Raw genomic sequence first — 24,778 nt, 5'->3', positions numbered from 1 at the left:
AAAAAAAATCATCTCTTTTCGGCGATTAGCCTGCCACCTTCCCGACCCAGCGCCACCAGGCGCTTTCATTGCCATGGAAGACGTTGAGGTCGATCCTGCCGTTCACGCCCTGGCTGAGGCCCGATCCCGAATACTGCCAGAACACCCAGTCACGGCCCGGATAGACCTTCGAGGGATGCTCGGCCACGGCGCGCAGCCAGAACGGATGGTTCGGGAAGGCGCCCTTCAGATTGTCCTCGTAGAAGTCCGGCGCGGTGTAGATGATCGGCCGCTGGCCATAATGGCGCTCCAGTCGGTCGAGGAAGACCTGCATCTTCTCCAGAACTTCCGCACGCGACGGTTTCCACTTGCAGCTCGACTGGTGGTTCCACTCCACATCCAAAACCGGCGGCAGTGCGCCCTTCACTTTCGGCACATTGCGGATGAACCACTCGGCCTGGTCGGATGCCCTCCGGCACCAGAAGAAGAAGTGATAGGCACCGCGGCGAATGCCGGCATCCGCCGCCCCCTTCCAGTTCGTCTTGAACATCGGATCGATGTGATCGACGCCGTCCGTCGCCTTGATATAGGCGAAATTCGCACCACGCTCACGCAGCTTCACCCAGTCGATGTCGCCCTGCCAGCGCGAAACGTCAACGCCGTGCACCGCGTGATGCTTGGGCGTCACCTTGCCGAAATTGATGGGATGCGCATCGCCGAACCGGCTGCGGTAGACCGTGCCTTGTGCTGCGGTTTTCGGGCGCAGTGTCGGTTTCGGCGGTGTGATCATCGCCACCTGTTCAAGCGCCGGCGCGGAAACGCGATCGGGTTCGGCAATGGCCGTCATCCCTGCATCGCTCATATGGTCAGTCTCTACTTCTGCAGTCGCCGCCCCTGGCACGCTGGCATCCGGCCTCACGATGGAACTGGTAACTTCGCGCGAAGGCGGATCGATTCTGAGTGCAGTATCGATGCTCGCACCGCCCGTACAGCCGGCCAGAGCGAGTGTGAGAGCAACAGGTCGAAGGAACGCAGGAATACGCATATACGATCTGCAAGGGTTCGAGGAATTTGGAAACCCGGCGCCCATTTCACCGGGGAATGCCCAGCAATACCGTAAACTTACCAATAAAGTTTGAATCAACCTGTTAACCACGCTGCGGGGATAAACCTTCGGTCATCCGTCACCGCAAGCCCCGCTATTTCGGTAGAGTGCATTTTTTTGACGGTCATTTTCTCCCCGCTGTTCAAACCTGCCCTATCCTTCTTCCTGCCCATCTCGTGGGAACGCAGGTCGCGACGGTGATCTCGCGGGGATGGGACGGTGCCCGGCCGGCGGCATAACGTGTGCTTCCGGTGCCCGTGGCGGCTGGTTCGGCAAAGGGCCGTGCGCATGCACGGTCTGGTGCAAAGGCTCACCTTTCGGGGTGAACCCGGCGCACCCGGTTCCGGGGCGATCCCCGCCGGAGGTTGTCAAGAGCCGGGCGGGCGGCTGAAGGGTCGCACACAAACAATACCCAGATGAGCGTCGCTTCAGCCGCCCGTCTTCCTGTCAAAACCCGGTTTCACGCGCGGGAACAATCACATGCGTCTGCTACAGCGCCGCGCGTCTTATAAGACGCGCAAAGGACGCTGTAACACTTTCAAATGATGCATGTTCGTTGCCTTTCAAATGAATTCATTTGAAAGCGACATGCATTAGCGGCTGATCTGCGCCCTTGGCATGCCATACATCAACTGCTCGAAGCCCTTTCCGGTGACATGCACCAGCGTGCGATGATCGCCGCCCTCGAAATAGACGTCTTGGTCCGTATCGAGCTCATCGTCGATCATACAGGCGATGCGGTAGGGCGCGCCGAACACAGGCACCGCCCCCTCCTCGCAATCGGGAAACAGCGCCGCTGTCTCCTCCTCGCTCGCCAGAACGACCTTGTCGCCGACGATCGCTCCCACTTTGCCGAGGTCCACCTGCCGCGACGCGGGCACAACCGCCAGGAGATAGCTGTCGTCCCATTTGAGCACCACACCCTTGGCCATTTCGCGGCCCGGAATGTGGCTCACGCGCGCGGTCATGGCGGAACTGCCCGTGCGATTATGTTTCGCAACATCGTAGCGCACGTGGCTGTCTTCGAGAAATTCATGCATCGTCATCGCGATACCCATGGTCCTGCTCCTTCCCTGCCTCTCGGCCGGTGGCTGATACGACGGGATATCGCGGCCCAGCCCGATCCGACCGTCGACCTGGCGGCCAGCCGGTGCAAGGGGCGCGGGACCGGGAATGCGGGCAAGGGCGGCATTCCGCCGCTTGCGGGAGCCAGCGCCGCGCCAGGGTCGCGTCCGGCGGCTGCCTGCTGGTCATTCAGATTCTTAGGATACACCCGCCCCGCTCCCGCGAAAAGCCTTTCCGGCATGCAGGCGAAGGCGGCTTTCCCCTGCGTCACTGTGGGAAAAATAACGCACTGCGCGGCACGAATGCGAATGGCCGGCAAAATTCGCGCGACATTCGGGCACAGCGTCCGCTCTTTGCCACATTTTGTCGAGAACCGCATGGCAAGCGCCGCTCAACGCTTCCGCGCGCCCGCGCCGAAGAGGCGACCCAAATCATATGAAGACCGGAATTCCACACGTAAGGAGAGTTTCCTTGTTCCACACCACTGTTGCACGCGCAGCCCCTCGCGCCGCGCGGCTCGCCCTGCTGTTGCTCTTGCCCGCGTTCGCTGCCGCCTGCTCCACCACAGGCCGCAGCCCCGTCCCCTCCACCGACGTCCCCGGTCCCATGATGTCCTACTATCAGGACATGTACAGCGAGATCGAGGACAACGGCATCGTCATTCCGGCGATCGACGTGACCAAGATGGACCGCCAGTATCTGCGCCAGATGGTCGACTACCCGACCAGCGAACCGGTCGGCACCATCGTTGTCGATCCGGAAAACCGCTTCCTCTACCTCGTCATGGAGAACGGCAAGGCCATGCGCTATGGCATTGGTGTCGCCAAGGCGGGGCTGGAATATCAGGGCGACGGCGTGATCGGCCGCAAGGCCGAGTGGCCAAACTGGGCTCCGACCCTTGCCATGATCAACCGCGAGCCCGAGCGCTATCGTCCGCTCGCAGCCGGCATGCAGGGCGGCCTCACCAATCCGCTCGGTGCGCGCGCGCTATATCTCTACAAGGATGGCAGGGACACGCTCTACCGCATCCATGGCACAACCGAGCCGTGGTCCATCGGCAGATCGGTTTCCTCTGGCTGTATCCGCCTGCTCAACCACGACATCATGGACCTTTACAAGCGCGTTCCGCGTGGCGCCCGCATGGTGGTGCTGGGCGGCGGCCAGCCACAGCCCGGCACGGTCTGAGCCAGCGCCGTCAAAAACGCCCTTGCCGCACGCTCGCGCGGCAAGGGCCCGTTGATGGATACCGCAGCCTACTTGCGGGTCAGATCATCCGCCGTCCACGGTGCATTGACCTGACTGTCGTTGAGAAACGGCAACACCGTCTCGGCCAGTCTCGGCGACACGCCGATGTCGTAATGCGTGAGGTTCGGCAGGATCGCCAGGCGGTTCTGAGACATGTTCTCGCGCTGCCACCCCGCATCCTTCAGCCCGCCTCCGAGCAGTTTGTAAAACTCCACAATGTGCTCCGGCCGGTACATGTCGGAATCGCCAAACACCAGCATCACCGGCATTTCCAGCGTCTTCACATCTTCGGCGAAGTTATACGGCTTGCGCATAAAAGCGCCCATCCGGTCGAGCAGTTCGGGAAACCGCGATGGATCGGGCGCCACCGCCGCATAGGACTGGTACATGGGCGTGTCCTTCATCATCTCGGCCATGCCTGCCCCGACCTGCGCCTGCATCGGCAGCATTTCGGGATAGAACCCGTCCTGGGCAAAGCCCGCCGAAACCAGCGCCATCCGCCGCACCTTTTCGGGATGCTGTATGGCGAGACGCAGAACCACCCCGCCCCCCATCGAATAGCCCATGGCATCCACCTGATCGTAGCCCAGTTGGTCAAGGATCTCCGCCACGTCATCCCCCATCGCTTCAAGGCTGATCGGGCGGTCGCCAAGTTCGGTGCGCCCGTGCCCCTGCATGTCAATGGCGATGACTTCGCGCTCGGCCGCCAGCATGGTGAGCACCGGCCCGAACATCTCGATCAGACCAAGTCCGCCATGCATCAGAAGCAGCGGTTCGCCCTTCCCGTGGATCTGGTAGTGATATTTTATGCCGCCGGCTTCCACTTCACCGCTCTTCACCGGTTTGGAAGCCCCGGTTTCAGCACGCGCAGGCACGGTGGCGGATACCGCCAGGATCAGAGCCGCACAAGCGGCAGCAAAGGCATTTTTGAACATTGCGATCTCCCATCAAATCGGCCGTCGCTGCGACGCACCGTCATTGCGATGCTCCCAGGACGTACAATGTCACGCCGATCCGACAGGGGAATGAATTTTTCCAGGACGCCTTGCGGGGCGATGCCAGAAGACAGGCACCGCCCGGGGCTGTCCTCAGGGGCTCGGATTGCCGATCCGCTGGTGCAGATCGTCGACCGCCGTTTGCATCTCGTCTGTCCAGCACACATCGAGCGCACCGAGTGCCTCTTCGAGCTGCGCCATCGTGGTCGCGCCAATGATGTTGGAGGTCATGAATGGCCGCGAATTGACAAACGCATGCGCGAAAGCGGCCGGCGTCAGCCCGAAATCCCGCGCCATGGTGTTATAGGCCTTCGCAGCCTCCGGCCCGCCGGGCTTCTCATAACGCTGAAGACGGTCGAACAGCACCTTGCGCGAGCCCTCGGGCAGCGCCCCGTCATCATATTTCCCCGTCAGATACCCCTGCGCCAGCGGCGAATAGGCAAGCAGGCCCACCTCCTCGCGCTGGCAGGTTTCGGCCAGGTTCACCTCATAGGTCCGGTTCATGAGATTGTAGGCATTTTGCAGCGAGACGACCCGCGGCCCCACGCCTCTGTCGGCCTCCGCGATGTAACGCATCACGCCCCAGGAGCTCTCGTTGGAAAGACCGAAATGGCGGATCTTCCCGGCCTTCACCAGATCGTCAAACACGGCGAGCGTTTCGGCGATCGGCGTTTCGTCGGCAAGCGGCTCCGACAGCGTCGTCACACGCGTCGGGTTGGAACCGAACGGGTTTTCGCGATCCGGCCAATGGATCTGGTAGAGGTCGATATAGTCCGTCTGCAGCCGCGAGAGCGACTTGTCGATCGCGTCCATGATGTCGGCGCGCACGAGCTTCGAAGGCCTGCCGCCCCGAAACCACTCATTGGCAGTGCGGCCAATCACCTTGGAAGCGACGATCACCTGGTCGCGATTGCCACGCGCTTTCATCCAGGTTCCGACGCAACGCTCCGTTCGTCCCTGCGTCTCGGCCTTGGGCGGGATTGGATAAAGCTCGGCCATGTCGAGAAAGTTGACGCCGCGCTCGACCGCGCGGTCCATCTGTTCGTGGCCTTCCGCCTCGGTGTTCTGTTCGCCAAAAGTCATCGTGCCAAGGCAAATCTGCGAGACAAAGAGATCGCTGCGTCCAAGACGGCGCTTTTCCATCAAAACTCTCCGGGTGCTGAAAACAGGCGCGAACGCGCCATCCATCACATCATAGGCCGCCTGCCACGACACGCAAGCGACCATCAGGCAGAAGTCTCGCCCGCCACGCAATCACGCCACAAAGTGATGTCAAAAGCACAACCAGAGTCCGCATTTTTCGGACGAAACAACCAGAACCGGGACAACCATATTCATGCATCGCCGTACTTTTTTCCTCAGCATCATTTTGATGACCGCTTCTGTATCGGGCACGGCAGCAATCGCCCAGGAACCGGAGAAGGACATGCATAGGATTTCAGGCGAACTCATCTATCTCGTGCGCATCGCGCTGCCGCCAGACAGTGTCGCAACGGTCGAGCTGCGCCATGCGCCGGCCTCCGAAGATACCCCTCCCATTGCCGAACAGAAGATCACGCTCAACGGCAAACAGGTTCCAGTCCCCTTCAGCCTTGCCGTCGAAAGGTCAAGGCTCAAGCCGGGAGAGACCTATTATCTCTATGGTGGCATCCACGACGGACGCGAACAGCGCTGGACATCCGAAGCAGTTGTGATCGATCCGGAAGAGCCGGACATCACCCTTGGTGCCCTTCTCCTGAAGCCATCTGGGAGCACATCGCGTCTGGTCCCGGTTGCCATGGAGGAAATCACCGGCACGGAATGGGTGGTGGAAGACATCAATGGCGGCGGCATCATCGACAATTCGCGTATGACGCTGACCTTTGGCGAGGATGGCCGGGTCGGCGGCCGCGCATCCTGCAACAGCTATTCGGCAGGCTGGACCGAAAACAACGGCAAGTTGACGATCGGACACGCCATGTCGACTGAAATGGCCTGTGCAGAAGCGCTGATGAACCAGGAGCAGAAATTCCTGTCCATCCTGACCGATCTCAAATTCTACGCCACGACCCCTGAGGGCGCTCTGGTTCTGCAGACCGTCGACGGCCGCAGGCTCCGGGCCTTCCCGGCGGGCTGAACTCAGGCGAAGGCGTCGGGCATCGCTTCCTTGCGTTTTGCGATGAAATCCAGAAGCCCCTCTTCGATCCCCGGATCGAGCGGGGGTGCCTGGTAGGTCTCGAGCCAGCTGCGGGCGAGCTGGTTGGCGCGTTGCGCCGCCGTCTTCTCGCCTTCCGCCGCCCATTGCTCAAACGAATTGTTGTCGGCAATGGACGAGCGGTAGAACGCCGTCTGAAAGTTGGCCTGCGTGTGAGCACATCCGAGATAATGGCTCCCGGGCCCCACTTCGCGGATCGCGTCCATCGCCTGCCCGTTTTCCGAAACGTCCAGCGGTTCGCACATGCGCTGCTGCATGCCGAGCTGGTCGATATCCATCATGAATTTTTCGTAGGAAGACACCAGACCGCCTTCGAGCCACCCGGCCGCGTGGAGCACGAAATTGGTACCGGCAAGCACCGTCGAATTCAGCGTATTGGCGCTCTCATAGGCGGCCTGGGCATCCGGAATTTTCGATCCCGTCAGCGATCCGCCCGTGCGGAACGGAAGCCCCAGACGCCGGGCAAGCTGCGCTGCTCCGTAGGAAACGAGCGAAGGTTCAGGCGTGCCGAAGGTCGGGGCACCCGACTGCATGGAAATGGAAGATGCAAACGTGCCGAAGAGAACAGGCGCCCCCGGTCGCACCAATTGTGTGAACGCCGCGCCGGCCATGACTTCGGCCAGAACCTGCGTCAGCGTACCGATGACCGTCACCGGGCTCATCGCCCCGGCCAGAATGAAGGGCGTGACAATGCAGGCCTGATTGGCGCGTGCATAGACCTTTGCAGCGCCCAGCATGGTTTCGTCGAAAACCATGGGTGAGTTGGCGTTGATCAGGTTGATGACCACCGTGTTCTGGTCGACGAAATCCTCACCGAAAAGGATTTTCGCCATCGCCACCGTGTCTTCGGCACGGTCGGGCGCCGTGACAGAGCCCATGAAGGGTTTGTCGGAATAGCGCATGTGCGAAAACACCATGTCGAGATGGCGTTTGTTGACCGGCACATCCACCGGTTCGCAGACGGTGCCGCCCGAGTGATGAATGGACGGCGCCATATAGGCAAGCTTCACGAAATTGCGGAAATCCTCAATCGTCGCATAGCGGCGCATACCGTCGAGGTCGCGGACGAAGGGGGGACCATAGACCGGCGCAAAGACCGTGGCGTTGCCGCCGATCTCGACCGAGCGCTCGGGATTGCGCGCATGCTGGGTAAAAACCGAAGGTGCCGTTTTCAGAAGCTGGCGGCACAGCCCTTTGGGAAAGTGCACCCGGTCGCCGCGCACGTCGGCACCCGCCTCTTTCCACAGGGCGAGAGCTTCCGGGTCGTCGCGGAACTCGATGCCGATCTCTTCAAGAACCGTATCGGCATTCGCCTCGACCAGCGCCAGCGCCTCCTCGTCAAGCACCTCGTAGGGCTTGAGCGCACGGCGGATATAGGTCAGTTGCTGTCCCGGTCCTGCACCTGCACGCGCCGCCCTGCGGGCAGCGGCTCCGCCCCGCTCACTGCGTCCGGAACGTCCCCGGCGCGGCCGATCCTGCGTTTCGTCGTCACCGGCCATCATCGTCATCGCGCAAACTCCACGCTAGGGTCATAAAGCAAGCCTCATTGTGACCCTAGCGTTTGCAGCAACAACCTCCGTTCCGCAAGCGGCAGATGGTGTCGCAACTGGCGTGCTGATGAGGAAACCATATCGGCGTCCCGCCATCACGCCCCTTTGCGCGAACACCCGTTGTCAGGAGATCGATCACAGCCGATACGCGATAAATTTTCCGCAGATCTGCGCTCTCATGCCAACGCCTTTGCCAGGAAAGGGAGCACTCTCGGTGCAGATGCGCACCCGTCGCTCACGCGCTCCCTCAAAACTGAGCACGACCAGCACTGACCGGGAGGCGCCGGCACCAAGCGAGAAGTCCGCTGGCGATATCCTTGCGTCAATCGGCCTGAAATCCGCGTCATAAGCGCGGATGGTCACGCCTATGCGATGCTTGTACGGATTTCGTGGCTGAACCCGCACGGCAAAACTGTCGGTGAAACTGCGAACGACGCCCCGCATCGGCGACATGGATTGCGACGATGCGGGCGTTGTTGCAGCACAGACTGCGATCAGGGCCGCCAGTGTCAATTTTTGCATTGTGCACCTACTCACAGGTCACTGTGACAAAGGCTTCATATGCACCTTTTTGAAAGATCGCATTGTCCGCCACCGCGCGCAGATCGACCGAAAGGTTGCTCGCACCAACTCCCAGAGGTGTTATTGTCGACCCCGGCACCTTTGCCGTGCTCGTGGCGCCCGTCGAACTGTACGTGGTCCTGAAAGTGACGGAGCCCGTGCCGTTCGGTGCTCTTGAGAAAGCCTCCGGTGCCTTCAGCGACGCCTGAAACCCCGCACCTGTCGTATAAACGGTAGCCGCACCGGAATTACCACCAGCAGCTTCAGAGTCCAGGACATCCAGGCCATCCCGCACGAGCACACCGTCTGACCGGATCTCGATGGTGCAGCTCTCCTCTAGATTGGCGCGAAATGGAAGGTCTGACTGGGCTCCAAGGGACGCATTCGTACCGAGCAGCAACAAAATACAAGAGTAGATATACTTCATGACAAAACCCTGGGTTGAAAATCAGGGCGCCATTTAGGTACTCAAGAAATCTCCGTCAACAAAAAAGAGATACCTGCTGCAAACAGTTATTGTAGAGAACAGGCGCAGTCAGCGCCTGCCCTTGTTTGTCCACGAGGCGTCACTTGCCCAGTTCCCTTCGGGGTTTGACCGCATGCGCGGATCGAGCCCCTGTCGCATGAGTTCAACCTCGAGTTCCAGGCGTTTCAACTCCAGTTGATAGAGTTTGTCGCAATCCAGCCGTCTCGGTTTTCGCCCCAGAGGCACCACCAGACGCCCGTAGGCTGAAACGCGCTGCGAGCTGTTGTCTCCAATGACACCCGAGTCGAGATAGGCCCCGGAATTCGCCATGGAAGCACGGCACGTGGTTCCGTCTGCAGCCCTGATCTCGTCAAAGCCGTTCGGCATGACCACCCCGGGCAGTGTCACGCCAGTCTGGTTCTGGTTGATGACGTACCGGTCGCTGTCGCCATAGACGATGGACACGCTCAGGAAGAAGAATGCACAGGCCCCCATCAATCGATACGATAAGCTATGAAACGTCCGCATACTTGAGCCTTAATATTTGTGCCGCGACCAGGAAACGGGATGCTTTCAGCGCAGATCCTGACACGCCTGACCTTTTTGTTGTTAAACCCCACCGAAACAAGGACGGAGCGGGAAGTTCTGCTCCCGACCATTGTTTCCGAAGGAAAAACATGTGCTTCGATCGGCCGGAAATCCTGATCATAGGCTTTCACCGCCATTCGAATTTTGTGCGGATAGGGGTTGTAGGGGAAAACCCGCACCGTAAACGTGTCGCCGAAGCTCGATATCTTCCCCCGCATCGGCGTCATGGATTGTGCAACGCTGGTGCCGCAGCCGGCCGCGATAAACGCGGCCAGAAGGACGAGTTTCAAGATGGAGCTACTCACAGGTCAAGGTGACTTCAGCGGTGTAGTTGCCGGCAGGGAAAACACCGGCCGATTTTGTAGCGCTCAGATCCACATCGACATTCGTCACCCCAAGCCCAAGCGGGGAGGTCACCGTGCCGACCACATCAAGAAGCGTGGTCACACCGGAGGCGCTGTAGCTTGAGGAGAAGGTTACATCATCGTCCCCACCTGCCGGTGCGACGAGAAACGCCGCAGGCGTGGAGGTCGACATATTGAAACCCGTTCCGGTGGTCACGACGGTGGCCGTACCTGAAACGCCGGCAGCTTCGGTCGATGAAAGGACGTTAAGGGCGCCATTGGTGCCCAGAACGCCGGGCGTTCCCACTGTTATGAGGCACGTTGAAATGACGTTGCCGTTAAAAATCACAGTATCGGTGACGGCGGCGGCAGGCGCGGTGAAAATGGTGGTAAGCAACAATGCAGATAGAGAGGTTCTGAACATGACCCTGCTCCTCACGGACAAGCAGACAAGCCCCCTCTTACAGGCCTTATGAAAACGCGGTCCTCTTAATATATTGCTAATCAACCACTTAAGATTTACATCGCAAAGTAATACAACCAAAAAATACAAACCAAAGTGCCACACACTCCAGAGAGGCACCGCCGCCCTGCGCCGTCGCTTTCCTGGCGTCGTGAGTCGCAAATCAGCTATGTATTCAGCGACTTCGCGCCTTATTCTGGTGATACCGCTTGTTTGCGGCCAACCATGAGCGCGGTTCGGGGTGCCCTGCCCGCGCGACGTGAGCAGCAGGAGCCAGAGCATGTCCGACGACGAAATCATCCTCTCGGAGCTTCCCGACGACGAACTCGTGCAGCAGATGCACGACGATCTTTATGACGGACTCAAAGAGGAAATCGAGGAAGGCACGCACATTCTGCTGGGCCGCGGCTGGCAGCCTTACGAGGTGCTGACCGACGCCCTGGTCGAAGGCATGCGGATTGTCGGCGAGGATTTTCGCGACGGCATCCTGTTCGTGCCGGAAGTCCTGCTGTCGGCCAACGCCATGAAGGCCGGCATGGCGATCCTGCGGCCGCTTCTGGCCGAAACCGGCGCACCCAAACAGGGCAAGATGGTGATTGGCACCGTGAAGGGCGACATTCACGACATCGGCAAGAACCTGGTCGGCATGATGATGGAGGGGGCCGGCTTCGACGTGATCGACATCGGCATCAACAATCCGGTCGAAAACTACCTGGATGCGATACAGGAGCACAAGCCCGACATTGTCGGCATGTCTGCACTCCTGACGACGACCATGCCCTATATGAAAGTTGTGATCGACACGATGAAGGAAAAGGGTATTCGGGAGGACTATATTGTCCTCGTCGGCGGTGCGCCCCTCAACGAGGAGTTTGGCAAAGCGGTGGGAGCCGACGCCTATTGCCGCGACGCGGCGGTGACGGTTGAAACAGCCAAGGAACTGATCAAGCGCAGGCACAATGTAACGGCCGGCGCCTGATCCCTCCCCGTTCCCGGGTGTGCCATACAGTTCAATAAGTGGACTGCGAAATGTCGCGCCCGGCGCTCTGTGTCGCATCGACCGCATTTGCGGCATCCTTGCCGACACCGCGGATCGTGTTCGCACAACCGGCAGCCAGGCCGGACACGAGAATGAGGATTGCGAGACGGGAAAGAACGGACAGTTTCATGGTTTGTCTCCCTCTAGAGCATCGGACCGAAAAGTGGAATCCGGTTCTTGGTCCGATAACGTTATCAATGGTCTAGATCGTCGTCCGGATGGACGCACGACGATCTAGGGTCAGGACCTAGGATAGTCCCCCCGCGCAAACGGGAGCGTTACCATGCAGGAACGCACGAAACCGGAAAAAGTTCTCGGGCCCGAGAAAGTTCTCGTGATCGCCTGCGGCATGATCGCGCGCGAAATTCTGGCGATACGCGAAACGCTCGGCTTCACGCATCTGGACCTCACCTGCCTGCCAGCTGAATTCCACTATCGGCCCGACCGCATCGCACCGTCCATGGATGCCGCGATCACGAAGGCGCGCGCAGAAGGCTATCGCCACATCTTCGTTGGCTATGCCGATTGCGGAACCGGTGGAGCGCTCGACCGAATCTGCGAAAAGCATGGCGTGGCACGCATCGACGGGCCCCACTGCTTCGCCTTCTACCAGGGTCTCACCGCGTTCGAAGAGATTGCCGAAGACGACATGCTCTCCTTCTACATGACGGATTTCCTGTGCCGTCAGTTCGACGCATTTTTCATGAAACCGCTCGGCCTCGACCGGCACCCTGAGCTTATCCAGGATTTCTTCGGCAACTATCAAAAGCTCGTTTATCTGGCGCAGACAGACGACCCGCAGCTGGAGCGCGTCGCGCAGGATGCGGCAAGGCTTCTCGGCCTTGCCTACGAAAAACGGCAAACCGGCTATGGCGACCTGACGAACGCGCTGGCGACCGCGGCAAGGGGCACATGATCCCTCTGCGAACGCCATGAAATGGTTACATTGGCGGTGCATCCCGAAAGCATATTCATGCTGATTTTCCGGAGATTTTTCATGCACCGCATTCTTTTGTCCATTTTCACGTTTGCCCTGATCACCGTTCCGGCAAACGCGCAGTCGCTGGTTCAGGAGAAGCTCGACATGGAGCGGGCCGGTTTCGAAAAAGACACGGTGATGCAGGACATCACCTACCGCGACGCCGCGCGTCTCGATGCTTATGAACGCATGCGCGCCGAGGCCTTCAGGCAGGCCAGGGCCGGCGGAGCGTCAGCCGATGTCGCGCTGCTCGATGAGATCGATCAGCGACCGGAACGCTCCTTTACGGATTTCGACCTTACAGGCACTTGGCAATGCCGCACCATAAAAACCGGGGGTCTCGCACCGCTTGTGGTCTATGACTGGTTTCGTTGCGGGGTCAGCGATGACGGGGCGAGCTGGGTTCTTGAAAAACAGACCGGATCGCAGCGGACCAAAGGACGTTTTTTCACCGACAGCGATTCGCGATTGATCTATCTCGGCAGCTATTTCGTCAAGGGCGACCGGGCGCCTGCTTATGGCTCCGGCCGCAATAGCGATCAGGTAGCCTACGTTTTTCGCGGCAAAGACGATGGCTGGCGCATGGAATTCCCCGCACCGGAGCGGGAATCCGTGCTCGATATTCTGGAATTCCGGCGCGCCCCATGAGCTTCGCTGCGCCGCGGGATGCTTGCGGCTTCTGTCATGAAGGCTTAACGGCATCCAGACAAAACTGTACGCCATCCCGGTCGAGATTCGAATGGCTGGCAAGAATGAGTGCAATGAAGGCGGAGGGAATGGACTTGGACACGGTGTTGGGCGCACCGCCGGCTCACCTGCCGCCGCGCCGGCTCTCGCGGATTTTCCGCGACCTGGCAAAACATGCTGAAGACAGGGTCACCATCGGCGAAATCCGCCAGGCGCTTGGCGATCGCAGCTTTGCCACCCTTCTGGTCTTTTTCGCCAGCCTGAACCTCCTGCCCTTCCCGCCCGGCAGCACGCTCGTCCTCGGCCCCCCGCTGGTGCTGGTCGCGCTGCAGATGGTGATGGGCAACCGCACCGTATGGCTGCCGCAATTCCTGCTCAACAAGGCGATCGGCGCAGACAAGTTTCGTCACATGAGCGAACGGCTCATTCCGCGCCTTATCTGGCTGGAGCGGCTCATCAAGCCGCGCTACTGGCCGTTTGCGCGCGATCACGCAGACAGGGTTATCGGACTGGCCGCGCTGATCCTCTCGATTGCCGTGACACTTCCCATTCCGCTCGGCAACTGGTTTCCGGCCTTTTCCTGCGCGCTGGTGGGGCTCGCTCTTTCCGAGCGCGACGGTGTGTTGCTCGGCATCGCCGTCGCCTGCGGCGTGCTCTCTCTCTTGGTGATCGCCGGCGTCGTGATCGGCGCCAGCATGATGGCCGGCGCCGTCATGCACTGACATCCGGTTCCTCCTCGGACACGTCGCATTTGAATGCACGCGCGTCGCCTTGCAGCAAGCGGGCGCGCGGCAATGCGGCAATTCTGAAAATCGAGGAAGGAACAGGCGCTTATGGCTCAGCTGATCGTTGTATACTGGCGCGACATCCCGGCTCAGGTGATTGTCAGAAAGGGGCGGCAGACCGCCAAGCGCGAACTGCCACTGCGCTTCACCGAGGCCATCGACATGTGTGCCATGCGTGTAGGCGCGCGTGACACGGACGCTTACCTCGCTGAATGGCGGCGCGGCGAGCCCGTCTCCGTCAGCGACGATCTGGAGGCTGAAGCGGACCAGGCCCTGGAAGCGATTGACCGTGACTATCACAGAGAGCGCCTTCTGGCGCTCGTCAAGGCAGGTGGTCATGACGACGGATAGCACCGGAAAGACCACGACAGTCACCCAGGCGACCCTTGTCAAGAAGGCACGCGAGGCGCTTGCCTACAGGCCGGCCGACGTTTCGCCCCAGCGGCGGGTCCAGCGGCGCTACACGATGCGGCGCTGGTCGGTACGCCATGCCCGGCTGCTCGAATGGGTTTATGCCCGGTTTTCAAACCTTTTCCTGGCGCTGCACCCGTTCTGGAGCGCCGTTGGTTATGCGCGGGCGGAAAAGCCGGTCAAATTCGTTGAACGCCACGTGAAAGGGTTGATGTTCGATTGCCGCATGTGCGGCCAGTGCATCCTCTCCTCCACCGGCATGTCGTGCCCCATGAACTGCCCCAAACAATTGCGCAACGGCCCCTGCGGGGGCGTGCGCGCCAACGGCAACTGCGAGGTGGAACCGGACATGCCGTGCGTCTGGGTGAAAGCCTGGGAGGGGGCGCAGGCCATGCGGAACCGGCAGGCGATCCTTGATGTCCAGAAGCCCGTCGACCAGTCGTTGAGAGAAAGCTCCGCCTGGCTCAGGGTAACCGCGCAGGCAGCGCGCGAACGCGAAAAACTCCGGAGCAACACCGCATGACGAGGCGACCGCCGCAGATCGACGAGAACCCGGACGGCGTCGACCTGCCGCTGGAGCCCCTGCCCGGCCATTCCTCGCGCGGCCGGCTGGAACGCGTACTGCGACGCGGCGAATTCGCGGTGACGGCTGAACTCAACCCACCCGACAGCGCCAACGCGCAGGACGTCTACGAGCGGGCGGCAATTTTCGACGGCTGGGTGGATGGCATCAACGCCGTGGATGCTTCCGGCGCCAATTGCCACATGTCCTCCATGGGCATCTGCGCGCTGCTGACACGCATGGGGTATGCGACGATCATGCAGATCGCCTGCCGCGACCGGAACCGCATCGCCATTCAGGGCGACGTGCTGGGTGCGGCGGCCATGGGTGTGGGCAACATCATGTGCCTGACGGGCGACGGCGTGCAGGCCGGCGACCAGCCGGGCGCAAAACCTGTTTTCGATCTCGACTGCATGTCGCTTCTGGAAACCGTGCGGACCATGCGCGACGAGGAAAAGTTTCTCTCCGGACGCAGGCTCACCACACCGCCTGCCGTTTTTCTCGGCGCGGCCATCAATCCCTTTGCCCCGCCTTTCGACTTCCGCCCCCACCGGCTCGCCAAGAAGATAGCGGCCGGTGCACAGTTCGTGCAGAGTCAGTATTGCTATGATGTGCCAATGCTGAAGGAATACATGAAGCGGGTGCGCGATATGGGGCTTGTCGAAAAATGCTTCATACTGGTTGGCGTCGGCCCGCTCGCTTCGGCAAAAACCGCCCGCTGGATCCGCTCGAACGTGCCGGGCGTTCACATTCCCGATGCGGTGATCACACGGCTTGAAGGCGCCGAAAAGCAGAAAGAGGAAGGCAAGCGCCTGTGTATCGACATCATCAACGAGGTGAAGGAGATCGAGGGTGTGTCCGGCATTCATGTCATGGCCTACCGACAGGAGGAATTCGTGGCTGAGATCGTGCACGAATCCGGCGTCCTGAAGGGTCGCAAGCCGTGGAAGCGCGAGCCGGGCCTCGACGATGCGCTGGTTGCCGAGCGGCTCGACCACATTCTGCATGACGACCCGAGCGAGAAGCCCGTCGACATGGTGAGGGACGCAAGCGCGACATCCAGCGAATGAGAAAGCCAGTCAAGACCATCGATCAGCAGCATGGGCTCACGCCATGCCTCCAGGAGGATTCTGAATGACCCGTACCATCGTCGCCTCTGCAACCCGGGAAGTCGTGATAGGCTTTGACCAGCCCTTCTGCGTGATCGGAGAGCGCATCAATCCGACCGGGCGCAAGAAGCTCGCCGCCGAGATGGTTGCCGGCAATTTCGAGACGGTGAAGCAGGACGCGCTGGCGCAGGTCGCAGCCGGCGCAACCATGCTCGACGTCAACGCCGGAGTAACGGCGGTAGACCCTAACGCGACCGAGCCCGGGCTTCTCGTTCAAACCCTGGAGATCGTGCAGGATCTGGTCGATGTGCCACTCTCGATCGACTCCTCCGTTTCTGCCGCCATCGAAGCCGGGCTCAAGGTCGCCCGGGGTAGACCGCTGGTGAACTCGGTGACGGGCGAGGAGGAAAAGCTGGAAGCCATCCTGCCGCTTATCAAGAAATACGACGTGCCGGTCGTCGCCATTTCCAACGACGAAACCGGCATTTCCGAAGACCCGGACGTGCGCTTCGAGGTGGCGAAGAAGATCGTCCAGCACGCCGCCGATTATGGCATTCCCGCCCACGACATCGTTGTGGATCCGCTGGTGATGCCCATCGGCGCCATGGGCACGGCGGGCCAGCAGGTTTTCCGGCTTCTGCGGCGGCTGCGCGAAGAACTGAAGGTAAACACCACCTGCGGGCTTTCCAACATATCCTTCGGCCTGCCGCACCGGCACGGCATCAATGCAGGCTTCATTCCCATGGTGATCGGGGCGGGCATGACCAGCGCCATCATGAACCCCTGCCGCCCACAGGAGATGGAAATGGTGCGTGCGGCAAATGTGCTGAACGGCACGGACCCCAATTGCTACAACTGGATCATGACCTATCGTGACCACCAGCCTGCCGCCGCAGGCGAGGCGAAGGCAGCCGCTGCGGCCCCCGCTTCCTCCGGTGGTCGGCGGCGCGGCGGCCGCGATGCACGCAGAGCGCGGGGATGAGGATGCCTTGATTGCGTTGACCGATCACTCCATGCCTGCCGGGTTGCCACCACCGACTTACGGGCCTCATCATGAGCGATAATCCGCTCGTTCTCTTCATGCCGTCCGGCAAGCGGGGGCGTTTTCCCCGGGGCACGACCATACTCGATGCCGCGCGGCAGCTTGGCGTCTATGTGGAGAGCGTGTGCGGGGGGCGCGCCACCTGCGGACGATGCCAGATCGAGGTGCAGGAAGGCCATTTCGCCAAACACAAGATCTCCTCCTCCCCGGATCACATCTCCCCGGTTGGCGCAAAGGAAGCCCGTTACGCTGAAAAGCGCGCGCTGCCCTCAGGTCGTCGCCTTTCCTGCTCGGCCACCATCGAAGGCGACCTGGTGGTGGACGTGCCGCAGGACGCGGTGATCAATGCGCAGGTGGTGCGCAAGGATGCCGATACCCGTGTCATCGAGCGCCATCCCGCGGTTCACCTTTGCTATGTGGAAGTTGAAGAGCCCGACATGCACAAGCCGCTCGGCGATCTCGACCGGCTGAAAACTGCACTGCAAAAGGACTGGGGGTTTGGGCGCATCGAGGCGGATGCGCATCTTCTGTCGCAGGTGCAGGCGATATTGCGCGAAGGCAACTGGACCGTAACCGCTGCCCTGCATCAGGACGCGGATGACGACATTGCCCGTCTCATTGCCCTGTGGCCGGGTCTGAAAAACGAGGCCTACGGGCTGGCCTGCGACATCGGCTCGACCACGATCGCCATGCATCTCGTTTCGCTTCTGTCGGGCCGCGTGGTGACCTCGGCCGGCGCGTCGAACCCCCAGATTCGCTTCGGCGAGGACCTGATGAGCCGGGTCTCCTATGTGATGATGAACCCGGACGGACGCGAGGCCATGACGCGTGCCGTACGCCAGGAAATATCGAAACTGGTGCAGAAAGTGACCGACGACGGCGGCATTGAGCGCAGCGACATTCTGGACGCCGTGTTCGTCGCAAACCCCATCATGCACCATCTTTTTCTCGGCATAGACCCGACAGAGCTGGGCGGCGCCCCCTTCGCGCTGGCCGTTTCCGGCGCGGTCAAGCTTAGGGCCGACGATCTGAAGCTCAAGCTCAATCCGGGCGCACGCACCTATCTCCTGCCCTGCATTGCCGGTCATGTGGGAGCCGATGCCGCCGCCGTCACGCTGTCGGAGGGGCCGCACCGCCAGGACGAAATGATGCTGATCGTCGATGTGGGCACCAATGCGGAGATCGTTCTAGGCAACCGGGCGCGTGTGGTGGCCGCGTCTTCGCCGACAGGCCCCGCCTTCGAGGGCGCGGAAATCTCGTCCGGCCAGCGCGCCGCGCCCGGCGCCATCGAACGCGTGCGCATCGACCGGGAAACGCTAGCTCCGCGCTTTCGGGTGATCGGCAGCGAGCTCTGGTCGGACGAGCCGGGCTTTCCCGGTTCGCTCGGGCAGGCCGGTGTCACCGGCATCTGCGGCTCCGGCATCATCGAGGTGATCGCCGAGATGTATCTGGCGGGCATCATCTCGGAGGATGGTGTGGTGGACGGAGCGCTGGCGGTTCGAAACCCGCGCATCGTCGCCGAGGGTCGCACCTTCTCCTATGTTCTGAGCGAGGCCGAACCGCGCATCACCATCACCCAGAACGATGTGCGGGCAATCCAGCTTGCCAAGGCCGCGCTCTATGCCGGCACGAAGCTCCTCATGGAAAAGCAGGGCGTGGAAACCGTGGACACGATCCGCTTTGCCGGCGCGTTCGGATCCTTCATCGATCCGCAATACGCCATGGTTCTGGGCTTGATCCCCGATTGCGACCTCGACCGGGTCTCGGCCGTCGGCAATGCCGCCGGCACAGGCGCACGCATGGCGCTGCTCAACCGCAACCACCGCCGCGAAATCGAAGAGACGGTAAGGCGCATCGAGAAAATCGAGACCGCCCTGGAGTCGAGGTTTCAGGAGCATTTCGTGCATGCCATGGCGCTGCCCAACAAGGTCGACCCGTTCCCGAAACTGGCCGAACAGGTGCAACTCCCGCCACGTGCAATGGCAGGCGCTCCAGCCGATGAAACGGGTGCGGCGCGCCCCCGCCGGCGCTCACGCGAAGAACGCGCGGCACGGCGCCGCCGCGATTAGCGTGGTCGCTCCCCGGCAGGCGAAACGCTATGTCACCGCTTTCAGCATTTTTTCGGTGACGGACTGACGCCAGTCCATGCTTTCCGCCCATGGATTCGATGCTGCAAGCCGCTCATCCATATCGGCCAGCGAGAAGGCGCTTGATACGGCAATGGTCTCAAGCTCGGACCAGGAAACCGGCGCCGCCACCGGCGCACCGGGTTTCGCCCGCGTCGAATAGGGCGCGATGGCCGTGGCGGAGCGTTCATTGCGCAACCAGTCGACAAAAACCCGCCCTTCCCGCTTCGCCTTCGACGCTTCAGCCAGAAAGCGCTCGGGCTCGTCTTCGGACAGGCGCTTGGCAAATCCCCTGGCAAAATCCTTGATGTCGGGCCACTCCCGACGACGCTCCAGCGGTGCGACCACGTGGATACCCTTGCCACCGGTCAGAAGCGGCACGGTCTGAAGGCCGAGATCGGCAAGCCGGTCACGCACAGTGAAGGCGGCACGACGAACCGCAGTGAAGTCGAGTTCCTCATCGGGGTCGAGATCGAATACCAGCCGGTCGGGGGCTTCGAGCCGGTCTGTGCGTGAGCCCCATATGTGAAACTCGAGCGTGCTCATCTGAACGGCAGCGATGACGCCCTTCAGATCGTCGATATAAAGATATTCGGCCTTCTCACCGCTCTTCTCGGCAATGGCCATGTGCCGCACGGCATCGGGAAACCCCTTGCTGCCATGACGCTGAAAAAAGCAGGGACTTTCGCGCCCGTCCGGGCAACGCACCAGACTGACGAGGCGCTTTTCGATATGCGGAAGCATACGCGGCGCGGCGCGCTCGTAATACTGCGCCAGCGCAGTTTTCGTAACGCCCTCCTCCGCGAAGAGAAGCCTGTCGGGGCTCGACAGCGAAACGCCGGCAATCTGCAGTCGTTTGTCAGCACACATGCGCAACAGCCTCCACGCTTTTTACGCCCCGGAGTGCCCAAGAGCGTGCCCAAGAGCGCGCCTAAGACCGCTCAGAACCGGCCGGATTCGCTGAACATGTCGAAAGTCGAGCGAATATGGTCGGCAGCAGCCTTGACCGGCGCCGAAGCATCGGGAGAAACGACCATGCCGATGTGATAGTTGCACAGTTTGGGCAGTCCATCCTTCGGGCCAAGCTCCACAAGGTCGTCCCGCAGGAAGGATTTTGGCAGCGGCGCGATGGCGAGATCGGAAAGAATGGCCGCGCGTTGGCCGGCCGTGTGGGCGCTCATATAGGCGACGCGATAATCGCGCCCGTCCTTTTCCATGGCGGAAAGGGCACCGGCGCGCCAGGCGCACCCCTCCTCCCAGAGCGAGAGCGGCAGCGGCTCGCGTAAATGCGCGCAACCCCCTTTGGCGCCTGCCCAGACGATGGGCTCCGTGAAGACAATCTGGACGCTGCTGTCTTCAGATCCTTCAGTACAGGTGAGCAGTGTGAGATCGAGCTGCCGGTTGGCCATCCTCTTGCGCAGGTTGGCACTCTGGTCAATGACCACGTCGACGGCAATGGAAGGATGGGTTTCTGCAAAGCGTTTGAGAACGCTGGGTAAGATTCGTTCGCCGTAATCGTCCGGCGATCCTAATCGAACGATGCCGCTGATATCGGGCATGACGAATTTCGACACCGCTTCGCGGTTCAGGGCCAGCAATCTGCGCGCATAGTTCAATAATAACTCGCCATCGGCCGTGAGCGAGACCGATCGCGCATCACGCTGGAACACCGAGCGCCCCAGCATCTCTTCGAGCTTCTTTATCTGCATGGAGACGGCAGACGGCGTTCGGTAGACCGCATTGGATGCGGCCGTGAAACTGCCGGTCTCGGCAATCGCCACAAAGGTGCGAAGGACATCGAGCTCCAATAAGGGCATCGGATGATTGAGGGGGGCGTTCATGCCGTTCTCCATTCAATAACTTTGAACAAAAAGATCATTCGATTGTGTTTGATTGAACATCAACCTTGCGGCATAGTCAACCGTGTCAGGCGATGACGTCTGGCAAAACAGCCAGACAGAGGAGAAGGACAATGTCTGTATTCGCACGCATGAACCACTATGTCCGCCACTATCGGACGGCATTGAACCGCCGGCGCACCGAGCGCCTGATCGACACGCTTCCCGCAGAAATCCGCAAGGACATCGGCTGGCCGGCACATTACACGAGCATCCAGTCCGATGGCCGGGACAACCGCAGCATCTCGCGTTTCTGAACGCAGGAACAGGCAAACAGGAGCGTTGAATGATATCGCTGACAAAGACCCTGAAGGCAGTGCGCGATTTCGCAATCGAATTCGACGCAATGACCCATCACGCCAAATACGGCACGCCCCCGGCGAAGAAGCCCGGGCCATCCGGGCGGAGCTCACACTGACATGAAAGCAAAAGCCACGCGCTTACGCGCGATCTGTCGAACGCCGACCTGACCCCGACCTGAATGTCGGGGTCTTTTTTTGTCCGAATGCCGTTGCGAGCCCCACAGATGTCGCTTTTCCTAACGTGCGCTTCGCATTTTCCGCCTCATCCCCGACACGCATGCGATAGCTCTCCAGCATCGAACGAGCGACCCCACTCCATCCCGCATGAGAAGGCGCTCGGTGAGAACCGACTGTCTTTCGATGTGACTGTTTATTGGAGCGCATGATGAAGCTTTTCGCACGCTTTATACGCCGCCATCGGGGTTCGAATCCGAACACGGTGTTCGCCCGCCAGCGGCTCGAAAAAACGATGCCCGGTGAAACCGGAGCCCTCGCCGGCTCGCGGTTCGGCTTCCTGGTCAACTGATCAGTTTCTGCAAGCGCCCCCGGGGCCTCCCGGGCCACGGTTGAACCATCGGGTCAGGAAGGCCCGGTGGTTTTGCTTGTTTCCGAAGACCGGTCTCAACACGTTCATTTTTCACGCAAACGCCTGCAAAACGACGCTTTGCACCGCCTCTCGGATTGACAGAAAACACAATTCCTGATGACGCTTCGATGACAGCGGCATGGCCTGGGAGACAGGCGTCATGCGCAATCGGGAGGCACTATGTCGGGCGAGAACAGCTGCAAGCGATCGATCGTTTTCTTTCTCATTCCCGATTTTACGATGATGGCGTTCTCCGCTGCGCTGGAACCCCTGCGTGCCGCCAATCGAATGGCCGGCTACGAAGCCTATACGTGGCGACTGGCTAGCTGTGATGGCGAACCGGTCCGCGCATCGAACGGCGTTGAGGTGGCCGTCGGCTCTTCCCTCGCCGCCGAGCGGCAAAAAATGGTCGGGCACGAACGCCCTTCAATGGTCATTGTCTGCGGCGGGCTGAACATCGAGGATTACAGCAACAAGACGGTCTTTGCCTGGCTGCGCGAAGAGTACAATCGCGGTGTCGCCATCGGCGGGCTGTGCACGGCAGCTTACGTCCTGGCCGGGGCCGGACTGCTGGCCGACAGACGCTGCGCAATCCATTGGGAGAACCTCCCGGGCTTCGCCGAAAGATATCCACGCGCAAACGTCTTTGCCGATCTCTTCGAGACCGAGGCGAACATATACACCTGCGCCGGTGGCACCGCGGCCATGGACATGATGCTGAAGCTGATCGGTGAGGATTTCGACGACAGCCTGATCAACCGCGTCTGCGAGCAGTTATTGACGGACCGGGTGCGCAGCCCCTCCGACCGCCAGCGCCTGCCGCTGAGGGCGCGGCTTGGCGTGCAGAATTCCAAGGTTCTCACCATCATCGAGCTTATGGAAGCCAACCTGGCCGAGCCGCTTTCACTGGTGCAGATCGCGGAAAATGTGGGGCTCTCCCGCCGTCAGATCGAGCGCCTGTTCCGACAGGAGATGGGGCGCTCGCCCGCCCGCTACTATCTGGAAATCCGCCTTGACCGGGCCCGCCACCTCCTGATCCAGTCCTCCCTGCCCGTCGTTGAAGTGGCGGTTGCCTGCGGCTTCGTCTCGGCTTCGCACTTCTCCAAATGCTACCGTGAGCTCTACGCCCGCTCACCCCAGCAGGAACGCGCCGACCGCAAGCAGCTTCTCGTCGCCTGACAAAAAGTTGCCGGGACCTGTCGGGTTGGCTGCGCACCGATCGTCCTCGCAGTACAGACAGACACTGGGAGACATGAAATGAGCACCACCATCGACGTCGCACCTGAACTGGAAAACGAACTCGTCCTGGCGCGTATCATCGACGCGCCCCGTGAAAAGATATTCCGTGCCTGGACCGATCCGGAAATTCTCAAACAATGGTTCGTGCCAAAGCCCTGGACCATTTCGAAAGTCGAGATGGACGTGCGTCCGGGCGGGGCCAGCCTGATCGTGATGCGGGACCCGGACGGCAACGAGTATCCCAATCCCGGCATTTTCCTTGAGGTGGTGGAGAACGAGAAGATCGTGACGACCGACGCCTTCACCGGGGCGTGGACCCCTTCTGAAAAGCCGTTCATGACCATGATACTCACTCTGGAGGATGCCGGAGAAGGCAGGACACGCTACATCGCACGGGCACTGCACTGGAACGCGGAGGACCGCGAAGCGCACGAGAAGATGGGCTTTCACGAAGGCTGGGGCCAATGCGCCGACCAGCTCGAAGAGATTGCTGCAACGCTCTGAAAGCGATCAGGGCTCCTGCCACATCCAGGAGCGATCCCGCCACATCTTTTCACCGACAAGGCAGTCATAGGCACTGTGAAACTGGGCGAGCACGACCTGCGGGCGGTGCCCGCCCGTTCCAGCCAGCTCCAGTACCAGCTTGCGTCGAATGGCTTCGGGGAACTGCGACCAGTCATTGACCGGCACGACGAATGCCCCCGGCCCGCCGATGACACAGTTCCGGTAGTAGGTATCGAGATCCTTGACGTCGAAACTGGTGGTCAGCCCGCCATTGGTCATCAGCGGAAGCCCGTTGATGGTGATGCCCATGCCAGCCAGCCGGTCGCGGGCCGGAACCACGGGACCACCCTGATTGTTAGGGCCGTCTCCCGAGACGTCCACCACGCGCCGAAGCCCTCGAAAGTCGCTTTCAGCCAATAGATCGCCGGCATAGTCGAGTGCACCTGATATCGAGGTTCGACGGGCGCTGCTTGGAGGATTGGCCGATAACCGCTCTGCAAAATGCCGCGCATCCTCTGCCGAAGCAATCCGGGTCCAGGGAACGACAACGCGCTGGGAGAGATTGCCCGCCCATTCGAAATAGGTCACCGCGATCTTGCCATGCATGCCACTCAGGATCGCGCCAACGACCTCTTCATGGGTCAGCGCTTCCGCATAGCCGCGGCGCTGTATCTCCAGTTCACCGGCCGACATGGAAAGAGAAACATCGACCGCCAGGACGAGCTGAACGTCGACAATCTCCTGGGCTCTGGACGGTTGAGGCTGGGCGGCGGCAAGAAAGGCGCAACAAAATCCCGTAAAAGCAGCAAGCAGACCGCTTTGATTGAGGTGCAGACCCATTCTCGACCTGGACATACCCCAGTCTAGCGCATGTCCAGCCGGCTATAAATCACGCAATTTGGCGTATTCACCCGACTTATGGCGTCTCCATTGGTGCGTATGGGTTCCGCTTCC

30 protein-coding genes are annotated in these 24,778 nt (G+C 60.8%); 16 read left to right on the top strand and 14 right to left on the bottom strand.

Features of this window, described 5'->3' with window-relative positions:
• Nucleotides 1-25: 25 nt before the first annotated feature.
• Nucleotides 26-1,024, bottom strand: a complete 999-nt coding sequence (locus KUG85_RS01060) for a glycoside hydrolase family 25 protein (RefSeq protein WP_223003854.1) — start codon at nt 1,022-1,024, stop codon at nt 26-28.
• A gap of 653 nt (nt 1,025-1,677) precedes the next feature.
• The gene (locus KUG85_RS01055) at nt 1,678-2,142 is read right to left on the bottom strand and encodes an aminoacyl-tRNA deacylase (protein ID WP_223003853.1); all 465 of its coding nucleotides are present in this window, start codon (nt 2,140-2,142) and stop codon (nt 1,678-1,680) included.
• A 478-nt stretch (nt 2,143-2,620) separates the two neighbouring features.
• Between KUG85_RS01055 and KUG85_RS01050 the strand changes: the two genes are divergently transcribed.
• Nucleotides 2,621-3,334: a L,D-transpeptidase gene (locus tag KUG85_RS01050; protein WP_255606210.1), complete on the top strand. Its 714-nt coding sequence runs from the start codon at nt 2,621-2,623 to the stop codon at nt 3,332-3,334.
• 68 nt (nt 3,335-3,402) lie between these two features.
• Here the strand turns inward: KUG85_RS01050 and KUG85_RS01045 are convergent, their stop codons facing one another.
• Together KUG85_RS01045 and KUG85_RS01040 are read right to left on the bottom strand one after the other, a co-directional pair.
• Nucleotides 3,403-4,329 carry an alpha/beta fold hydrolase gene (locus tag KUG85_RS01045; protein ID WP_223003851.1) on the bottom strand — a complete coding sequence of 309 codons (927 nt, stop codon included), beginning with the start codon at nt 4,327-4,329 and terminating at the stop codon, nt 3,403-3,405.
• 153 nt (nt 4,330-4,482) lie between these two features.
• Entirely contained in the window at nt 4,483-5,532 is a 1,050-nt protein-coding gene (locus KUG85_RS01040; RefSeq protein ID WP_223003850.1) for an aldo/keto reductase, read from the bottom strand.
• Nucleotides 5,533-5,761: 229 nt separating this feature from the next.
• Here KUG85_RS01040 and KUG85_RS01035 point away from each other — a divergent pair, with 229 nt between their 5' ends.
• Nucleotides 5,762-6,505: an META domain-containing protein gene (locus tag KUG85_RS01035; RefSeq protein WP_223003849.1), complete on the top strand. Its 744-nt coding sequence runs from the start codon at nt 5,762-5,764 to the stop codon at nt 6,503-6,505.
• Between the two features lie 2 nt (nt 6,506-6,507).
• Here the strand turns inward: KUG85_RS01035 and KUG85_RS01030 are convergent, their stop codons facing one another.
• From KUG85_RS01030 to KUG85_RS01005, 6 genes are all read right to left on the bottom strand, one after another.
• Nucleotides 6,508-8,091 carry a trimethylamine methyltransferase family protein gene (locus KUG85_RS01030; RefSeq protein WP_223003848.1) on the bottom strand — a complete coding sequence of 528 codons (1,584 nt, stop codon included), beginning with the start codon at nt 8,089-8,091 and terminating at the stop codon, nt 6,508-6,510.
• A gap of 177 nt (nt 8,092-8,268) precedes the next feature.
• The gene (locus KUG85_RS01025; RefSeq protein ID WP_223003847.1) at nt 8,269-8,655 is read right to left on the bottom strand and encodes a hypothetical protein; all 387 of its coding nucleotides are present in this window, start codon (nt 8,653-8,655) and stop codon (nt 8,269-8,271) included.
• Between the two features lie 7 nt (nt 8,656-8,662).
• Nucleotides 8,663-9,121, bottom strand: a complete 459-nt coding sequence (locus tag KUG85_RS01020) for a hypothetical protein (protein ID WP_223003846.1) — start codon at nt 9,119-9,121, stop codon at nt 8,663-8,665.
• 108 nt (nt 9,122-9,229) lie between these two features.
• Entirely contained in the window at nt 9,230-9,655 is a 426-nt protein-coding gene (locus KUG85_RS01015) for a hypothetical protein (RefSeq protein WP_090326824.1), read from the bottom strand.
• Nucleotides 9,655-10,053 (bottom strand): hypothetical protein, encoded by a 399-nt coding sequence (locus tag KUG85_RS01010; RefSeq protein ID WP_322098552.1) that lies wholly within the window; start codon nt 10,051-10,053, stop codon nt 9,655-9,657. Before KUG85_RS01010 ends, KUG85_RS01015 begins: the two co-directional genes overlap by 1 nt.
• The gene (locus tag KUG85_RS01005) at nt 10,046-10,516 is read right to left on the bottom strand and encodes a hypothetical protein (protein ID WP_025031235.1); all 471 of its coding nucleotides are present in this window, start codon (nt 10,514-10,516) and stop codon (nt 10,046-10,048) included. Before KUG85_RS01005 ends, KUG85_RS01010 begins: the two co-directional genes overlap by 8 nt.
• Nucleotides 10,517-10,835: 319 nt before the next feature.
• On the opposite strand from KUG85_RS01005, the gene KUG85_RS01000 reads away from it, so the two are divergent.
• Nucleotides 10,836-11,534 carry a corrinoid protein gene (locus KUG85_RS01000; RefSeq protein WP_223003845.1) on the top strand — a complete coding sequence of 233 codons (699 nt, stop codon included), beginning with the start codon at nt 10,836-10,838 and terminating at the stop codon, nt 11,532-11,534.
• Between the two features lie 31 nt (nt 11,535-11,565).
• Here KUG85_RS01000 and KUG85_RS00995 read toward each other — a convergent pair whose 3' ends face one another.
• Nucleotides 11,566-11,724, bottom strand: a complete 159-nt coding sequence (locus KUG85_RS00995) for an entericidin domain-containing protein (RefSeq protein ID WP_065815030.1) — start codon at nt 11,722-11,724, stop codon at nt 11,566-11,568.
• Between the two features lie 153 nt (nt 11,725-11,877).
• Between KUG85_RS00995 and KUG85_RS00990 the strand changes: the two genes are divergently transcribed.
• The 8 genes from KUG85_RS00990 (at nt 11,878) to KUG85_RS00955 (ending at nt 19,238) form a co-directional block, all read left to right on the top strand.
• Nucleotides 11,878-12,510, top strand: a complete 633-nt coding sequence (locus KUG85_RS00990; protein ID WP_223003844.1) for a DUF1638 domain-containing protein — start codon at nt 11,878-11,880, stop codon at nt 12,508-12,510.
• An 81-nt stretch (nt 12,511-12,591) separates the two neighbouring features.
• Nucleotides 12,592-13,221 carry a DUF4893 domain-containing protein gene (locus tag KUG85_RS00985; protein WP_223003843.1) on the top strand — a complete coding sequence of 210 codons (630 nt, stop codon included), beginning with the start codon at nt 12,592-12,594 and terminating at the stop codon, nt 13,219-13,221.
• Between the two features lie 128 nt (nt 13,222-13,349).
• Complete coding sequence (locus tag KUG85_RS00980) at nt 13,350-13,982, top strand: exopolysaccharide biosynthesis protein (protein ID WP_223003842.1); 633 nt, start codon at nt 13,350-13,352, stop codon at nt 13,980-13,982.
• A 111-nt stretch (nt 13,983-14,093) separates the two neighbouring features.
• Entirely contained in the window at nt 14,094-14,396 is a 303-nt protein-coding gene (locus KUG85_RS00975; protein ID WP_223003841.1) for a virulence factor, read from the top strand.
• A complete protein-coding gene (locus KUG85_RS00970; RefSeq protein ID WP_223003840.1) occupies nt 14,383-14,979 on the top strand; it encodes a methylenetetrahydrofolate reductase C-terminal domain-containing protein in 597 nt (198 codons plus the stop codon). Before KUG85_RS00975 ends, KUG85_RS00970 begins: the two co-directional genes overlap by 14 nt.
• A complete protein-coding gene (locus KUG85_RS00965; protein WP_223003839.1) occupies nt 14,976-16,088 on the top strand; it encodes a methylenetetrahydrofolate reductase in 1,113 nt (370 codons plus the stop codon). The genes KUG85_RS00970 and KUG85_RS00965 overlap by 4 nt, the downstream gene beginning before the upstream one ends.
• Before the next feature lie 64 nt (nt 16,089-16,152).
• Nucleotides 16,153-17,109, top strand: coding sequence for a methyltetrahydrofolate cobalamin methyltransferase (locus KUG85_RS00960; protein WP_223003838.1), 957 nt, complete (start codon nt 16,153-16,155; stop codon nt 17,107-17,109).
• A gap of 71 nt (nt 17,110-17,180) precedes the next feature.
• The gene (locus KUG85_RS00955; protein ID WP_223003837.1) at nt 17,181-19,238 is read left to right on the top strand and encodes an ASKHA domain-containing protein; all 2,058 of its coding nucleotides are present in this window, start codon (nt 17,181-17,183) and stop codon (nt 19,236-19,238) included.
• A 27-nt stretch (nt 19,239-19,265) separates the two neighbouring features.
• Here the strand turns inward: KUG85_RS00955 and ligD are convergent, their stop codons facing one another.
• A complete protein-coding gene (gene ligD / locus KUG85_RS00950) occupies nt 19,266-20,165 on the bottom strand; it encodes a non-homologous end-joining DNA ligase (RefSeq protein WP_223003836.1) in 900 nt (299 codons plus the stop codon).
• A 71-nt stretch (nt 20,166-20,236) separates the two neighbouring features.
• Nucleotides 20,237-21,136 (bottom strand): LysR substrate-binding domain-containing protein, encoded by a 900-nt coding sequence (locus tag KUG85_RS00945; RefSeq protein WP_007007020.1) that lies wholly within the window; start codon nt 21,134-21,136, stop codon nt 20,237-20,239.
• Between the two features lie 131 nt (nt 21,137-21,267).
• Between KUG85_RS00945 and KUG85_RS00940 the strand changes: the two genes are divergently transcribed.
• The 5 genes from KUG85_RS00940 to KUG85_RS00925 all read left to right on the top strand — a co-directional run bounded on the left by KUG85_RS00940 (nt 21,268) and on the right by KUG85_RS00925 (nt 23,824).
• Nucleotides 21,268-21,450, top strand: a complete 183-nt coding sequence (locus KUG85_RS00940; protein WP_065815022.1) for a hypothetical protein — start codon at nt 21,268-21,270, stop codon at nt 21,448-21,450.
• Nucleotides 21,451-21,479: 29 nt separating this feature from the next.
• The gene (locus KUG85_RS21055) at nt 21,480-21,611 is read left to right on the top strand and encodes a hypothetical protein (RefSeq protein WP_255606209.1); all 132 of its coding nucleotides are present in this window, start codon (nt 21,480-21,482) and stop codon (nt 21,609-21,611) included.
• 269 nt (nt 21,612-21,880) lie between these two features.
• Nucleotides 21,881-22,021 carry a hypothetical protein gene (locus tag KUG85_RS00935; protein WP_088941503.1) on the top strand — a complete coding sequence of 47 codons (141 nt, stop codon included), beginning with the start codon at nt 21,881-21,883 and terminating at the stop codon, nt 22,019-22,021.
• Between the two features lie 240 nt (nt 22,022-22,261).
• Nucleotides 22,262-23,260, top strand: a complete 999-nt coding sequence (locus tag KUG85_RS00930) for a GlxA family transcriptional regulator (RefSeq protein ID WP_065815021.1) — start codon at nt 22,262-22,264, stop codon at nt 23,258-23,260.
• Between the two features lie 78 nt (nt 23,261-23,338).
• A complete protein-coding gene (locus tag KUG85_RS00925; protein WP_065815020.1) occupies nt 23,339-23,824 on the top strand; it encodes an SRPBCC family protein in 486 nt (161 codons plus the stop codon).
• A 6-nt stretch (nt 23,825-23,830) separates the two neighbouring features.
• Here the strand turns inward: KUG85_RS00925 and KUG85_RS00920 are convergent, their stop codons facing one another.
• The gene (locus KUG85_RS00920; protein ID WP_245291724.1) at nt 23,831-24,679 is read right to left on the bottom strand and encodes a DUF1194 domain-containing protein; all 849 of its coding nucleotides are present in this window, start codon (nt 24,677-24,679) and stop codon (nt 23,831-23,833) included.
• Nucleotides 24,680-24,778: the final 99 nt, after the last annotated feature.

The organism is Nitratireductor rhodophyticola (assembly GCF_019891355.1).
Lineage (GTDB): Bacteria > Pseudomonadota > Alphaproteobacteria > Rhizobiales > Rhizobiaceae > Nitratireductor > Nitratireductor rhodophyticola.
The sequence above is the reverse complement of the archived record's forward strand: the minus strand, read 5'-3'. Positions and strand labels throughout refer to the sequence as shown.